General features: G+C 36.2%; 8 protein-coding genes. All 8 read right to left on the bottom strand.

Translation table 11 applies throughout. The annotated features are described in order from the left end of the window. Window positions 1-75 precede the first annotated feature (75 nt). Entirely contained in the window at window positions 76-1,275 is a 1,200-nt protein-coding gene (locus DLK05_RS05810; RefSeq protein WP_127343065.1) for a restriction endonuclease subunit S, read from the bottom strand. Continuing rightward, window positions 1,275-2,903: a type I restriction-modification system subunit M gene (locus tag DLK05_RS05815; protein WP_127343066.1), complete on the bottom strand. Its 1,629-nt coding sequence runs from the start codon at window positions 2,901-2,903 to the stop codon at window positions 1,275-1,277. The genes DLK05_RS05810 and DLK05_RS05815 overlap by 1 nt, the downstream gene beginning before the upstream one ends. 678 nt (window positions 2,904-3,581) lie before the next feature. Then, window positions 3,582-7,232 carry a sensor histidine kinase gene (locus DLK05_RS05820; RefSeq protein ID WP_127343067.1) on the bottom strand — a complete coding sequence of 1,217 codons (3,651 nt, stop codon included), beginning with the start codon at window positions 7,230-7,232 and terminating at the stop codon, window positions 3,582-3,584. Window positions 7,233-7,937: 705 nt separating this feature from the next. Next, window positions 7,938-8,348: a hypothetical protein gene (locus DLK05_RS05825; RefSeq protein ID WP_127343068.1), complete on the bottom strand. Its 411-nt coding sequence runs from the start codon at window positions 8,346-8,348 to the stop codon at window positions 7,938-7,940. Window positions 8,349-8,416: 68 nt separating this feature from the next. Next, complete coding sequence (locus DLK05_RS05830; protein ID WP_235831958.1) at window positions 8,417-10,948, bottom strand: glycoside hydrolase family 31 protein; 2,532 nt, start codon at window positions 10,946-10,948, stop codon at window positions 8,417-8,419. Between the two features lie 157 nt (window positions 10,949-11,105). Next, a complete protein-coding gene (locus DLK05_RS05835; RefSeq protein WP_127343069.1) occupies window positions 11,106-12,869 on the bottom strand; it encodes an endo-dextranase in 1,764 nt (587 codons plus the stop codon). 131 nt (window positions 12,870-13,000) lie between these two features. Continuing rightward, window positions 13,001-14,497, bottom strand: coding sequence for a SusF/SusE family carbohydrate-binding protein (locus DLK05_RS05840; protein WP_127343070.1), 1,497 nt, complete (start codon window positions 14,495-14,497; stop codon window positions 13,001-13,003). A gap of 171 nt (window positions 14,498-14,668) precedes the next feature. Further along, on the bottom strand, window positions 14,669-16,144 hold the full coding sequence (locus DLK05_RS05845) for a RagB/SusD family nutrient uptake outer membrane protein (RefSeq protein WP_127343071.1): 1,476 nt from the start codon (window positions 16,142-16,144) through the stop codon (window positions 14,669-14,671). Window positions 16,145-16,148: the final 4 nt, after the last annotated feature.

Consider the following 16,148-nt stretch of genomic DNA (forward strand, 5'->3'; position numbering starts at 1 on the left):
ATCAATTGTCAACTGTCAATTATCCATTATTAACTGTCCACTATCACTTATCAATTTCCCGTTGTCAATTGTCCATTAAATAAACATTTGCTGCAACAGCCCTTTTTTAAAGCTTTGCGTTTGGCTTATTTGATTACTTACACTTTCTATTTTGCTATCGATTGCCGATAGGTAGCTCGCGATTTTTTGTTGTTCTTCAAGGCAAGGAAACTTATACTTCAATTTCTTTATTATTTGAGCTGACAAATTCCCTTGTCCACCTTGTAAATACTTAGAAACAATTTTATCCTTATTTGAGACTAGTATATAATTCAAATACTCAATACTTTCTTTTGTTCGAATACATAGTATCGCTTGATTTATTGCTCCTTCCAATTTTGAAATAGCAGATTCACCACTATTAGCTCCATATAAAGCATATAATAAATCACCTTTTTCTACCAATTTTGCTGAAGAACTATTAAAAGCCACTTCAGAAATAAAACTAAATACTTCTGAATCATAAATATTTCCAGAGCCTATAAAGGGTATCTTTCCATTATAATACTCTTTATTCGTGCTAGATGGAGTGCCTCCTGAAAAGAACTTACAAAATTCCAATAACCTTTTCTCCTCCCAATCCGGATAATCCTTTCCCTGCTCATCTTTAAACCTAAGTTTTTGTGAGAAGAGTTGTTGCATGACGCCTTTTTTGTATTGCTCCAACAAGGCCTTCTTTTTGCTGAGCTGCTGTATTTTTTTATCTACCGCAGATAAAAAGGAGGCTATTTTTTGTTGCTCTATTAAAGAAGGAGGAATTATGACATTGATTTTTTCAAGATTCTTAACTGATAAACCAGGTTGAGCCTGCCCTGTAGAATACTGATTCAAATTAGAATTGTAAAGCAAGTAGAAGATCCAATCTGTATCGTACTCCTCACTCAATGAAACTACAATTGCATGCTCTGTTGCATAAAACTTGCCATTAGCAAGTTTTATATTACCACAGTGAGCACCTTGACGTCCTATTAAACTAAATTTTCCATCCTGATTAGATGTCTTTGTAAAACCTCTTAGCCCATTACCCCCATAACATGGAAACATTCCCTCCAATTTTTCTTCAAAAATTTCTGATGCTTTCACAAAATTGCCTGCTTTCATATTACAGACACTTCCTATTGTTCTTATATTCCAACAAGTATCAAACTCGTTAAATCGTAATGTAGGAACGAGCTTAGTTCGACTTCGCTCAGTAGAGCGTATTTCGGTTTCGATATGTATTGTTGCTGTATCCATTAAAAGGGGCTTGTTATTCCTAATTGTTTGCAGTAATCGGCTATGGTAGCATCGGTAGTTGCCATGTCTGCATCTATGGCTTTCAACTCTTTGGCAACGCTTGCTAAATCTACAGGCTCTTCCTCTTCGAAGGTATCTACATAACGGGGTATGTTCAGGTTGTAGTCGTTTTCTGCTATTTCGCTTAGCGGTGCTACGTGGCTGTATTTGTCAATGTTTGCTAGAGATCCTTCGACAGGCTCAGGATGACAGCCATTCTTAGATCCTTCGGCAGGCTCAGGATGACGTGTATAGTTTTTATAAGTGTCAATTATTTTATTGATGTCTTCTTCTCGTAAGTAGTTTTGGGTTTTTACTTTCTCAAAGTGTTGGCTGGCATCAATAAACAAGATGTTATCCTTATTTACTCTTTCCTTTTTCAACACCAAAATACAGGTAGGAATACTGGTTCCGTAAAAAATGTTGGCTGGCAAACCTATTACGGCATCCAGGTAGTTACGATCTTCTATCAGGTATTTACGAATGTGTCCTTCGGCTGCACCTCTAAACAAAACGCCGTGTGGTAGCACTATCGCCATCGTTCCCTTATCGTCTAACTGATGCACCATGTGTTGCACAAAGGCAAAATCGGCTTTAGAGCTTGGTGCTAGTTTTCCGTAAGGTGAAAAACGATCGTCGCTCATAAACAAAGGACTGGCACTCCATTTTGCCGAAAATGGCGGATTGGCTACAATGGCTTCAAAACGTTGGTCTATATGTTGTGGTCGCTCCAGGGTATCTTCATTTTTAATGTCGAAATGTTTGTAATGCACATCGTGCATAATCATGTTCATTCGACACAAGTTGTAGGTGGTTGGGTTCATTTCCTGCCCATAAAACCCACTTACTGCCTTTACTTGTTTGGCTACGCGCAATAACAAGGAACCTGAACCACAAGTAGGGTCGTAAACCGATTTTAGTTGGTCTTTACCCACCGTTACCAATTGTGCGAGCACATTAGATACTTGTTGTGGGGTATAAAACTCGCCTGCCTTTTTCCCTGCTCCACTGGCAAACTTACCAATAAGGTATTCGTAGGCATCGCCCAAGACATCGCTCTCGGTGTTTTCTATATCGAAATCAATCTCGTCTAAATGCGATAGCACTTTTACGATCAATTCGTTTTTATCGTTTTCCGATTTACCTAGTTTGTGACTCGTTAAGTCTAAATCGGCGAACAGGTTACCAAAATCGTCTTCACTTTCGGAACCCATAGTGCTTTGCTCTATGTGCGTAAGCACTTTGGCCAAGTCACCCAAAATAAATTGGTTTTTCCCTCCTGAGTTACCTCTTTTAGCTAATTCACTAAACAACTCTGATGGTAACAGAAAGTAACCCAGTTTATCTAATGCAGCATCTCTCAATGCTGCTATCAGTTCTGCTTCTTGGGCATGGCCTTCTACTTCTGCAAAAGTGATACCATCTGGTTCTAGTATTTCATCTCCATAAAGCTCCATTTTAGTACTCAGGTACTTGTAAAAAATGAAACCTAATATATAATCTCTAAAATCATCGGCATCCATCTTACCCCTTAGGGTGTTGGCAATGTTCCAGAGTTGTTGTTCTAAGTGTGCTTTTTCTTCGGCCATTTATTCTTTTTTATTACGCTACGAATTTATACAAATCCTAAGTCTTCAACTGGTTTTTATTCCTTTTTAATGGTAGGAATTAATCGATGTTTAATTTCATGCTAAAGTATTAATTCTTAACTAAGATTCATATTGTCAACTTACTTTATACACATAAAATATATTTTAAGGGAGGGGTTGATATTTCAATCATTAATAATCAATTCATTAAAATAATAGAAATAAATGAATACATTTTAACGGGGTTGTTATCTAGTTTAACTAGCTATCCAAATAGTAAAGTAGATATTCCCATTTCACTAGTAAAATCAGCCAACACAGAGAATAAAAATCTAATCCGTAAGCAATGATAAAGGGGTTTTAAGCATGACTTACCCCAGTCTTATACCAGTTTATATACTAGATAAACAGATCATCTAGATAGCAAAACAAATCATTTTAGTGAAAATTCCCATTTTGCCAGTAAAATCAGCTAATACAGAATATGAAATCTAATCATTGAGTAATGATAAAAGGGTTTTAAACAGGGTTTTAAACAGGTCTTAGCCCGGTTTCTTACCTAGATAAACTATTCACCTAGACAGAAAAATAAAATCAATATAGTGGAAACTCTCATTTCACTAGTAAAATCAGCCAACACAAAGAATCAAAACCAAATCATCCATATAGTGTAACTGGTTATTTATAAACATGAAGTTTCTCACAAGGGATGGTAAAAAAGAAACTTGTCCCCTTACCTATTTCACTCTCGCACCAGATGGCACCAAAGTTCTTTTGAACAAACTCATGACAAAGGATTAAACCCAAACCAGTACCCTTCTCTCCCGATGTTCCTATTGTCTTATATTTCACATCAATTCGGAAAAGCTTATCCATATTCTCTTGTGAAATTCCAACCCCTTTATCCTTAACTTCTATCTCCAGAAACTTGTGATCTTTCCTAATATTCACCTTAACGCTTTCACCCGACTCTGTGAATTTGACTGCATTATTAATCAAATTACGCAAAACGGTATTAATCATCTGTCTATCTGCGAAGGCTGTATAAGTTTCCTTCACATTTGTTTTCAATAGAACACCTTTCTTTTCTGCAGAAATACGGTGTAAATTGATATTTTCTTCAACCTGTAGAGATAAATCAAACTCTGTAGGCGAATAATCAATTAATCCTCTTTGTGATTTGGACCATGTGAGTAAATTTTCCAGTAAATTGTAGATCAGCTCTGCCGAATTGTGAATCCGTTTCAATGCAACAAGCCTGTCCTCTTCATCCAAATTACTGTAATTCTCATCTATAACCTGACTTAATGAATAGAGACTTGCAAAAGGATTCTTTAGGTCGTGAGCAAGAATAGAGAAAAACTTGTCCTTTGTTGCATTCAACTCATCCAACTCTTCTTTTTGTTGACGTAAACGCTGTTCTGCCTCCTTACGCTCGGTAATATGTCGTGAAACAATAGTTATGCCAGTAAGAATACCCTTAGCATTACGACGGGGGCTTATTTTTGCATTAAACCAACACATGCCCTCCTGATTAACACAATAATCAAATTCTTGAACAAGATCACTTTTCTGTAATTGTTCAAAGGCCAGTTGCAATTCCTCCACAACCAAAGGAGGAAACCCCACCTGTTTATAATGCTTATTTAGAAAAAACTCAGGATTCTCATAAAGCGGGTCATTATTACCTGGATTATAAAATTCCTGGAACACACCATCACGATCGAGCACAAAGACTAAATCGTTGAGAGATGAAATTGTTGACTTCAATTTCTCTTCACTTTCTTCTACTCTTTCCTTTTGTAAGGCTATTTCAGTCGTTCTCTCACGAATACCTTCTTTCAATACACGTTTTTCTCGTTTCAGATTCCTAACCCTCCACCTGAAGATTCCATAAATTAATAAAATTCCAAAAAGAATATAAGCAACATATGCATAGGCACTGCGCCACCAAGGTGGTAAAATTCTTATCTCAATCTTAGTAGGAACCTCATTCCATATACCATCACTATTCGTTCCTTTTACATAGAAGGTATAATTCCCACTTAGCAAATTTGTAAAATAGACATAATGACGGTTTCCCACCTCTATCCACTCATCACTTAAGCCTTCCATTTTATATGCGTAGCGGTTTTTAAAAGGTTTGGTGTAATCTAATGCAGCATAAGCAATCGTAAATGAATAGTCCTTATAGGAAAGCTCTAACTTATCGGTATACACATTGAGATTTTCTTTTTGTGCTCCTCTTTCCTTATCAAATGAGGTAATTACAATAGGCGGAATAAAGATATTCTCTTGCAGTGAATCGGGATGAAAAACAATCAAACCATCCATACCGCCAAAAAATATATTTCCCTTTTCATCTTGATAAACGGCTTTTAAATTAAACTCACCTCCCTGTAAACCTTCATTTATAGAATAGGATTTAATCTCCTTTGTATTCATATCAAACATAGCCAATCCACTACCGGTTGAGAACCAAAGATTACGATTTTTATCCTCAATAATATCGTAGATGATATTACTAGGCAAGCCATCTTTTATAGAATAGTAGGTGAAAAGAGAATCTTTTTTATGAAAACGATTGACTCCTGTACTGGTACCAATCCAAATATCACCTTGTTGATCCTCACAAAGAGAGATTGTAAAATTATCGCAAAGCGTATTAGACTCACCATGTTGATGCGAAAAGTGTAACATCCTATTTTCACGAGGCCTATAACAATCCAAGCCATCTAAGGTTGCAATCCAAATAAGTCCTTTACTGTCTTCCAATATAGAATAAACCAGATTACTACTAATTGTATAAGGTTCTTCTGCGCCCGAACGATAAAATGACCTTTCTTTTGTTTTTGGATTAAAAGTTATAATTCCATTCCCTGTTCCAATCCAGATTTTCCCATCTGAATTCTCAGTAATACAATAAACTCTATTATTAGCAAAGAAATCCATTGTGTCCAATCCGAAATATGTATTAAAAGGGATAAAGCGTTGCCGATCTGGATCGAAGAGACTAACTCCATTACGAGTTCCCATCCAAATTCTGGATTCACTATCCTCGAAAAGAACATGAATATTATTGTTTGAAATGTTTCTATCACCCTTAAATTCGGAAGAATAGTGTAACATTTCATTTGTTTCAGGATTATAGATATTTAAACCTTTAGCCCAATTCCCTACCCAGAGACGTTTATCCTTATCGATATAAATAGATCCAATAATATTATCCAACAAATTCATTGAATTTGGATCGTCAGTTTTCTTATAATTGCGAAATTTCTTCTTTTTCAAGTCCGCTCTATCAATACCAGCAATAGTACCTATCCATAGATTCTTGGATTTATCTTCAAATAAAGAATATACAATATCATGACCAATGTAATTTGTATTATTAGCTCCACTGCGATATTGACTTATTTTAAAATCGTCACTCTCCCAACTCCAATCTACGCGATTCAGCCCACCTTCTTCGGTTCCAATCCAATATACTCCATTACTATCTTGTAAAATTGAACGGATATAGTTGGTGCTCAAAGACTGCCCTTTTTCGTTTTCAAAACGCTTGAATTGCATTGTTTTTTGATTATAGAAATTAAGACCATCTTCAGTTCCTATTAGAATATTACCTGAAATATCCTCATAAAGAGCCGTAATATGGTTATTTGAAATAGAATTAAGATTCGATTCATCATGACGATAATTGGTAAAACTTTTCTTCTCAGGATCGAAAATACTCAGACCATCTGAAGAGCCTATCCAAATCATTCCCGATCGTGATTTAAGTAATGGAAATCCTATATCATGTAGAGCACCATCATATTGTAAGTTGTTGGTGAAACTTTCGAGACTATCCGTTAAATAATTGTATCTGGACAAAACTGGAGGAAAACTGATATAGACAAATTGATTATCAGCTACTATACCATATACAAATTTATCGGGAACAATAGAGTCATTCAATTTATGAGGAACAAGCGCAAACTCACCTGTTGTCTTATCATATCGATTCAAACCCTCCTTTGTGCCTAGCCAAATATTCCCTTTGGAATCTTCGGTAATATCGAACACCCAATTATTTGAAAGTGATGTACTATCAGTTTGATCGTAAAAAAAATTCTCAAAACTATATCCATCAAATTTATTTAATCCATTCTGGGTAGCAAACCATAAATAGCCCTCTGAATCCTGAAAAATAGATTTAATTTCGCTTTGAGAAATACCATCTTCTACCCCGTAATGCTTAAAAGTCATCAGTTGAGCCTTGGCATTTAAAGCATGAAACAAGAATAAAACACAGTTAAGGAGTACTATTTGGATTCGAAAATTCATATGCTATTTTATTGTGAATAATTAAGCATTAGTAATTTACAGCTTTTTTCTTATTCTTTCTCAAAACAAAAATCAGATTTATTGATGATCATTCAATCATAAAAACATCCCATTGGCTTATAAACAGACTTGATTCAATTTGATTAGCTGAACAATTTAGAATTACCACCAGACCAAACTATCAATCTTGATAATGTTACATTTTTCGAAACTGTGCTGTCAGAAAAAGACACCAATATTGCACCTGCTTAACTTCAAACTCATCCTGCTAATTTCAAAACCTTAGAGGATTTTGATTTCAATTTTGCCACTGGCAAAACGTAGACCGAAGATAGTTTAACTAGGTATCTAGATGGTAACTAGCTATCCAACTAGAATAACTAGGTAATTAATCAGTTAAATGAGACCATTGGGTCAGCAATGATATATGTAGTTACTACTATTGGCAGGAAGAATTTCCTTATTTTAACCGTTTTCACGTTTTCTCTTACCCTCTTACCCAATCCCCATAACCCACTCATTTGCAAAACATTTAACAGGGTAAGATATCCTTATTCTTCTTACCCAACATTTATTATTGAGAAAATTACAAGTATCCTCTTACCCTTGGGTAAGATAAAAACTTGCACCTTACCCAAAGTAAAATCCTGATTACTTATCGTTTAAGTAGTCAGGGTAAGAGGGTAAGAGAAAAACGTGATAAAACTAAATTTTTGAATCCAAATAATAACCATAAACACCATTTCGTTTCTTCTTGGGGATATCAATTTGTTTTAATGCTTTTCCAATTTTTACAACATTAAGATTGTTAATATTCAACATCTGGCTAAGTTTTGTCTTGATATCTGTTGCAGTCCGAAACGAATTAGGATCTTCTGATTCATCGTGAGTAAAATGCTTTTGAATTAACTGTCTTTCTTCGGATAGGATTTGAAATGCTTGATTTCTGCTTTCATTCTCGTTAATCTCATCCAATGATAAATTACAATCAAACTTGGTTTTCACAAGATGATAAGCCTGAGCATAGACCAAATCAATATTAATCTTCTTCGAATACTCCCAATCTATTTTTTCAATCTCAAAACACAACCAACGAACAGATCCTGTTTCATCCATTTCGAAGTGCAACTATTAAAATAGGAAGCTATGGCGAACTTTTTGCTGAAGCCCGAGGAGAGAACGCCTTATTTCCTAATATATAGTTCAAAAAAGTCGATATTCTTAGGAATAACTATCATACATTGTTCTTTTCCATCATCCCATGCCCAACCGGCTTTATTCTGTTTGCCAAAATCGATAACTCCAAATTTATTTAAACGGAAACTTTTCAATTTCTTAGAATCCAGAAGAACTTCTTTTGGCTTTTGTTCACTGTGTAATCGAATCAATAAATCTCGTTTAATCGGTATAAAACTATTGTGGACTTGCAATTGATAGCTGATTTCATATTGATTTTTCAAGCTCTTACACTTTATCAGTCTTTCTGCAAAAACATCTCGTTTGTAATCATTAGATATACCATCGTCCTCGTAAACTCTAAGAGATGCTTTTCGATTGGTTGCTGCAGGAAATACATCCAGAAACAAAGGATAATTCGGATCTTCATTAATATACTGCATCACTGGCATGGATGGAATAATGGAGCCTTTTTTCACAAAAACGGGAATAGTTTCCAAACTTACTGGATAATCGATCCACCTTTTCCCTTGATATATAGTTGTTCCATCCAAAAAATCGATCCACTCACCTTTCGGTAAATAAATTTTCACAATGGAAGCACCACTTTCCACAACAGGTGCTATCATCAGGTCTTTTCCAAATAAAAACTGATTGTTTAAATGATAAGTTTCCTTGTCATCAGGATACTCCAACACTACAGCTCTCATTATAGGAAGACCTGTTTCATACGCTTCGCGGGCACAGGTATAGATATATGGAAAAAGCTTATATTTAAATTCAATGGCTTTTTTACAAATCTGTTCTATTTCAGGACCAAACTCCCAAGGTTCCACTGCATTGTTCCCTTCGTGGTGAGCACGACTCAATGGATTAAAAATACCGAACTGCATCCAACGAGCATACAACTCACCCATTTCTTCTTTATCGGAGATATCACCACAATAGCCAGATATGTCACTGGTCCAAAAGGGAATGAGTCCCATACCAGCTGATAGAGCAATAGGAATTTGCTGCTGTAAGTTCGCCCAGCCATTCAACACATCGTTTCCATTTCCTGAATCGCCCGACCATGCAAAGGTATATTTTTGCATTCCGGCATAAGCTGACCTTGTCATTTGAAAGATTCGGATATTAGGATTATGTTTCTCAAATTGCTCAGTTACCACCTTATCCCAGGTCAGACCATATACATTATGAATTTCCTTGTGCATTCCAAGATGATGCTTCATAAATAAACGATCGATATCTTCCTCGTTGCTCCATGCAGGTTCGCCCATATCGGTCCAGAATCCTTTCACTCCGTCATCTATAACTTTTTGCTGATAGTTACCCCACCAATTGGCAACTTCCGGTTTGGTAAAATCAACTACTCCGCAGTGGCCTCCCCATGGCCAGGGCATATCATAGCTTTTCCCTGTACGTACATCTGTAGTAAAATAGCCAAGAGAATCAGCTTCCTTCCATTGTTTTTTATTGTCCTGGGACACAACAGGGTCTTGCGATACAATCACTTTAAATCCCTTCTCATCCAAATCAGCTAACATCCTAACAGGATTGGTATAATTCTCCTCTTTCCATTCAAAATCCTGCAAATGCTGTGTCCAGCCAATATCCTGGTAAATAATATCGCAAGGGATTTTTCGCTCTCGAAACTGAATAGCAATTTCCCGAGTAAGCTCCTCATTGGTTAACATTCCCCTGCTTTGCGAAAAGCCTAATGCCCAACTGGGTGGCATTATGGGTTTGCCTGTTAACTGAATATAACCTTTCAGAATTTGCTTATAGGTGGGGCCATAAATAAAATAGTAGGTCATTGGCCCTCCCGGAGCTTCAAATGAGTAGTATTCATCAGATTCACTACCCAATTTGAATTTCGATTTGTAGGTATTGTCGAAGAAAATTCCGTAACCATAACTGCTCATAAAAAAAGGAATACTTTTGTACAGGGGATCTTCATTTACGCCATAACAGGGCTTGTCACTGTTCCACATCCGAAAGCTTTTGCCTCTCCGGTTAATTGAGCCATTTTTCTCTCCCAAACCAAAAAATTCTTCATTGGAACGTAAAGTTTTGAAGGAGGCGATATTTTCTCCTTCCTGTATAAAACCTTTATTCTTATAATCTTCAAGCAATAATTTTTGGTATTTATCGAAGATTCGAATTTGAAAAGGCTCCTTGTTAATTCTGATTATTAATTTATCAGTAAAGATCTCGTAGCCCTGAGCTTGTTCAGAGATATTGATTTTTTGACTGTTTTTAAGAACATCCTTTGTTAGTGCAAAGGATGCATTCCTTTTAATTGAATCATTCTTTTTTTCAAAGCATATCTTTACTATTCCATCACTCAACAATTGTAGAGTGGCATCTATATTGTTCTCGCAAGTGAATACCACTCTATCTTTCAGATTACTATATGACAGACACCTAGCTGGATAAAGTACATCTTCTTTAGTGGATTGCGCTCTGGCGATTCCGTTCAGAACAAAACACAACAATAGACTTGTGATGATATAATGTTTCATGTTTTTAAGATTCATGGATTTTAAATATTGATTGATAGATATTAGCTTCCTATATATCACAGATACTGTTATACCTGATAATTAGACACAATAAACTACCAGAGAACACCAAAATCTGCTTGTTTCGATGATCCTGGAATCAATTATTGCAAAGTGGATTTCATTTTAGGTATTACTCATATTCCAACACAAGCATATCCCAATATTTTAATGAAGGAAGTTGAAACGCAATCTTGTTATCGTTTTGAATGAATTCAATATTGCTTGCCGTTCCAAATTGAGTATCAGGTGATGCAAACCACAGTTTGGAAACTTTTTTGTCAACACTGATCTCCAAATTACATTTTTCTTCCGGTTGCGGGAAAGTTTGAGTTCCGGAATTGTCACGCCAATCAAGACTTGTAACATTTGCAAAGTTCAGCAAGTGAATAATCTGTCGATTTCCTATTTTTTTCCCTACTACAGCAACTTTATTGTATTGAGGTGGCCATGCGTTCAAATCTAATTTCCCATCAGTAGATGAAATTTGTGGTGAATTAAAAGTGCCGCCATCGCGCAAAAGATTCTCATAAGCAACCATAAAATCGTAATTAGCAATCAAGGAAGTTTTCAGATCGGATCGCATCAATAAATTATTGTTCGGAAAATATTCCTTGCCCAACATGTGTTCTCCCAATTCTAAATGAGAACCACCAAAGGCAAAGATTACCGCATCGGTATAAAGTACAGCAGGTGTATTAAAATAACCGGTACCGTTGGCTAAATCATAATTCATATAAGCTGCCAAAACTGTCTTTTTTGTATTGTCGCATAAGGCATTATTGTCTAAAATAATTTGTGCCAGATCATTATATTTTTCATTTGGAAACCAAACTTCAGTATAGGCAAAATCTACTTCTGTACTTAATATCTGAGCTTGTCCAAATTGGTTAACGGCATTCAAAACCATTCTCTTATCGGGAAAATTTTGTCTAAGCCCTGTCAAAAAGGAATAATAGCCTTGCTTTAAATCAATTGAATTACCTTGATAATCATACACATTTCCTCTATCGCCTAATTGGTCTAAATGCCAACCGTCAAAATCCAGAAACTGATAGATATTTTCAGTCTGTGCCATTATATAATCCTGCCAGTTTTCATTTGCAGGATTCACAACTAAAATATCACTCAATGCCCAATTATGATCCAATTCATGTCTATTTATATTTTGATGATTATCATCATTATAAACCATCCATTCTTTAGCCACACCATCTAATTCACAATCTTCCCATGCACCATACAATAAATTGTAGCTCATGGAAGATATATTACGGGATTTGGCCTCCTGAATGTAATCTTTTACTGTATTGAAAGAAACATCCCTTCGTGCAATGTCCTGCCATGTTGCGGCGGGTGTGTTCCCATCCATCTTAAGAGGTTTGTGGTGTTTATTGTGCCAATCGTAATATTGCAATCCATTGATGTGATATCTCGTAAGCAGATCAAGCGTAGTTTTAATATCTTCAGCAGAAACATCTGAATCAAATTTTGACAGAAATCCATATCTTGGAAAACGTGTCCAATCGGAGGATACGTCAACTGCAACACTGCCATAAATAACCTCCTGTTCGTCAATCATTTCATACAAATCAACCATATATCCTGTGAAATCCTTAGAAGGAGCTTTCCATTTCCAGCTTTTACCTTGGTATGTAACCTCTTCAATAGTTTCATTAAGGTGTCGATAGCGAATAATTGCAGATGAAGAAATCTCCTTATCCATAACAAACTCAACTTCATCATTAGGACTATAAGATGCCTTATCTGTTTCAATGGAAACAACAATATTTTCCGAGTTAACAGGAATAGGACTCTCTGCTGGATTGTCCTCTGATTTTTGACAAGCAATAAAGATACTCACTATTAATAGCAAATATTTTAACGAATTCTTCATGCCTTAAAATTTAATGAATTCATATTTTGATGGCGTACCTGTTAGTAAAAGTATTGAAACCCCGTTGAAATAATTTTGGATTCACCATTTTTCCCAAAAGACTTCCAACGGAGTTTCAAAAAGTTATTATATCAATTTTTTACAATAGAAATGGTTTCGTAAAATTGATTGATAGTAATGGTGTAATTTCCTGCCGATGTAATCTCCCATTTGCTATCGGGCGATCCACCTGAAATGAATTTCATTCTGGTATCGGAAAGTTCAGGATGATTTTCTACCGGCATAAAGAAATCAGCACCCCAGTCACCTGTAGATGTAGGGAATTTAAATTCACCTGCTGTTAAAGGTCCGGTATAAGTAAATACGTTAGGATCATTTGAATCCGGAACCATCTCCGTTGGATTATCAATATCCCAACCTGCAGGAGTTGCATCGCCAACCATCCAAAGCATAGTATAGGGTTCAAAAGCTTTTATCGATATACTTAGGTCTCTTAGGTTTAATTGAATCTTATAAGGTCCTGCATCAGTAATTTTCCATTTATAATCAGGATCTCCTCCTGAAACAAGCTGAACAGTGGTTTCCGAAAGATCCGGATAATTGGTAAGAGGCATGTAAAAATCAGTTCCCCAGTCACCTGTAGATGTTGGGAATTTAAATTCACCTGCATTCAAATATTCATTGTAAGTAAATATAAATGAGTCGGTAGGGTCTTGTACCATTTTGTTTGGATTATCAATATTCCATCCATTTGGAGTTGCATCCCCAACAATCCAAAGTTCATCATAAGGTGATTGATCTAGTTTCTCAAAAGAAATGTTAAGATCCAACAGGTTAAGAGTAATTCTATAAACCCCTGATTCGGCAATAGAGAATTTCTCATCAGGTTGAGAATCATCGGTTCTTAACACAATATGCTGTACATCTTCTCCTTTTTGATATGAAGGAAGCCATTCGCCCAATTGCGTAATAAATTTCAATTCTCCGGCTTTCAATGTACCCTCGTAGGTAAATGTGGCGGGCTCGTCAGGATTCTCCTGTAAAGGTGTAGCGATAGAGTTATCCCAACCATTTGGAGTAGCATCTCCCACCATATAAAGCGTGTTTGAAACTGGCACATAGGACATTACAGAAACAGCTACAATTTTTGAGGTATCAGGAACAACTACATCAGAGGAAGTAATAGCAATTACACGAGATTCCATCATAACTGTGGTACCAGCTGTAGCTCCCCAATCATTTAAAAGAATATTATTCAACTCTTCAGTTGTATACTTTTTAGATAAAACAGCTTTTCCTACTTCAAAAGTTTTTGGAGTTGAGAAGTTATTGCCTTCTATATCCAATTGTAGGATATAAGAAATTGCTGCCCCTGTCCCTTCATTTGATCCAGGAGTCCAAGTATATTCAATAGCAGTTAAATTGGCATTTTTTTGGTTTAACTCAACTTCCGATTTTGAAGCTGATAGTTGAACTGGATTTCCCATTTCAATAACGATCTCTTCATTATTGTCACATGACGGCAACAGAAAGGAAAACAAAATACTGATCAAAACGGTAATAAAAATTCCCCCTTTATCAATTTTCCAATTAGGGATAAAGCCCTGTGTTATATATCTTTTTTTCATCGGTTTATTATTTGATTAATGAGTATACAAGAAACATCCACTTTTCAATTATTAGTCGAATATTGAGTTATTCAACCAACTATTTGAAATAATCAATACACCACCTAGATAGAGTTTTTATTTCAGTGGATACTTCAAGTACTTTCTTCTTATTAAAAATGGTTACCTTATTTAGTATCCCGAATTTTGTTGCAAATTTGGATTCGCATCTATTTCCTTCTGAGGAATTGGTAACAATAAATGTTTTGAACTCGCATTCACTTTACCAATGGAATGTAGAAAATCCAATCCATATTGACCACTATCAATCCGAATAAGATCAAACCATCTTTGTCCTTCGAAGGCCATTTCCATTCTTCTTTCATGCAATACTTTCTCAAGAAAATCTACTTGAGAAAGACCCGAAACAACAGAAAGTCCTGCTCGCAAACGCACTTCATTCAAAGGAGCTTCTGCGGCTGATGTTTGTCCTAAATTGGTTAGGGCTTCTGCTTTCATTAGCAAAACATCGGCATAGCGTAATACAGGGAAATTCATAGGACTGTTATCGTAAGTAGGAGAAATGGTTTTAGATACCAAGAATTTCCTAAGGTTATAACCTGTAGTGGAATAAGCCTTATCATAGTCCTGACCATCGAATTGCGGACAACCTTCGTATAAAACGGTAACATCCTTACGCAAGTCACCATTCTCATATGAATCTACAAATTCCTGAGTAGGTTGGTTCCATCCCCATCCTCCGGCAACCATGTCGGAATTACGCGGTCCGGTAAAGGTACTTAGCCATGAAGCCTGATTCTCATTGCCCCAGAAGTTTTCACCAGCATCACTTGTATATTGTATTTCGAATAGCGACTCAACGGAGTTTTTATTCTTCACATCATAATTGTCTGAATACAATGGATTCAAAGCATAGCCTAAAGCAGAAACCTCATTGCACAGATCCACAGTTTTTTGCCATTCGCCAAGAGTCAAATAAACTTTAGCTAGCATACCTGTAGCAGCTCCTTTTGAAGCACGACCTTTTTCAGCTTCGGAATATTTTTCACGTGGAGGAAGCATATTCTTCGCACTCTCTAGATCTTTAATAATTTGCTCATAAACCTGATTTACCGCAGTACGTTCAGGTCGCAAATCATCACCTGGTGCTTGAGGTTCCAAAATCAAAGGAACGTCACCAAACATTCGAGCAAGAATAAAATAGTATAATCCTCTCAAAAAGTGAGCTTCTCCCAGTATTTGGTCTTTTAGCTCTTGATCGATATCCATTCCGGGAACATTTTGAAGTACTAAATTGCAACGAAGAATTCCCGGGGCAGGTCCACGCCAAAGGTCTAAAACTCCTGGATTATCAGTTGCAGTAACAAAATTAGCCATATCCTGTGTCTCCCGGCCATCATCTCCACCACCTGCACCAACTATACTGTTTCCTGCCATAATATCAGTTGTCCACATTCTCATGTTATACAACTTAGGCCACTGTAAAGGTTGGTACGCGCCATTAATCGCACCTAAAGCATCAGCTTTAGTCTGATAAAAATTCTCTGTATTGATTGAATCAAGGGGAGCTTTATCTAAAAAATCATCCCCACATGCACTGATAAAAAGTGCAATGATCAAAATTGGAATATATAATATCTTTTTCATGTGT

It is taken from the genome of Ancylomarina longa (genome assembly GCF_003996985.1).
Lineage (GTDB): Bacteria > Bacteroidota > Bacteroidia > Bacteroidales > Marinifilaceae > Ancylomarina_A > Ancylomarina_A longa.

Bases quoted from the DNA above. Each gene is read 5' to 3' on its own strand.
- DLK05_RS05810 (WP_127343065.1), bottom strand. From the start codon at position 1,275: ATGGATACAGCAACAATACATATCGAAACCGAAATACGCTCTACTGAG.
- DLK05_RS05835 (WP_127343069.1), bottom strand. From the start codon at position 12,869: ATGAAGAATTCGTTAAAATATTTGCTATTAATAGTGAGTATCTTTATT.
- DLK05_RS05830 (WP_235831958.1), bottom strand. From the start codon at position 10,948: ATGAATCTTAAAAACATGAAACATTATATCATCACAAGTCTATTGTTG.
- DLK05_RS05820 (WP_127343067.1), bottom strand. From the start codon at position 7,232: ATGAATTTTCGAATCCAAATAGTACTCCTTAACTGTGTTTTATTCTTG.
- DLK05_RS05840 (WP_127343070.1), bottom strand. From the start codon at position 14,497: ATGAAAAAAAGATATATAACACAGGGCTTTATCCCTAATTGGAAAATT.
- DLK05_RS05815 (WP_127343066.1), bottom strand. From the start codon at position 2,903: ATGGCCGAAGAAAAAGCACACTTAGAACAACAACTCTGGAACATTGCC.
- DLK05_RS05845 (WP_127343071.1), bottom strand. From the start codon at position 16,144: ATGAAAAAGATATTATATATTCCAATTTTGATCATTGCACTTTTTATC.
- DLK05_RS05825 (WP_127343068.1), bottom strand. From the start codon at position 8,348: ATGGATGAAACAGGATCTGTTCGTTGGTTGTGTTTTGAGATTGAAAAA.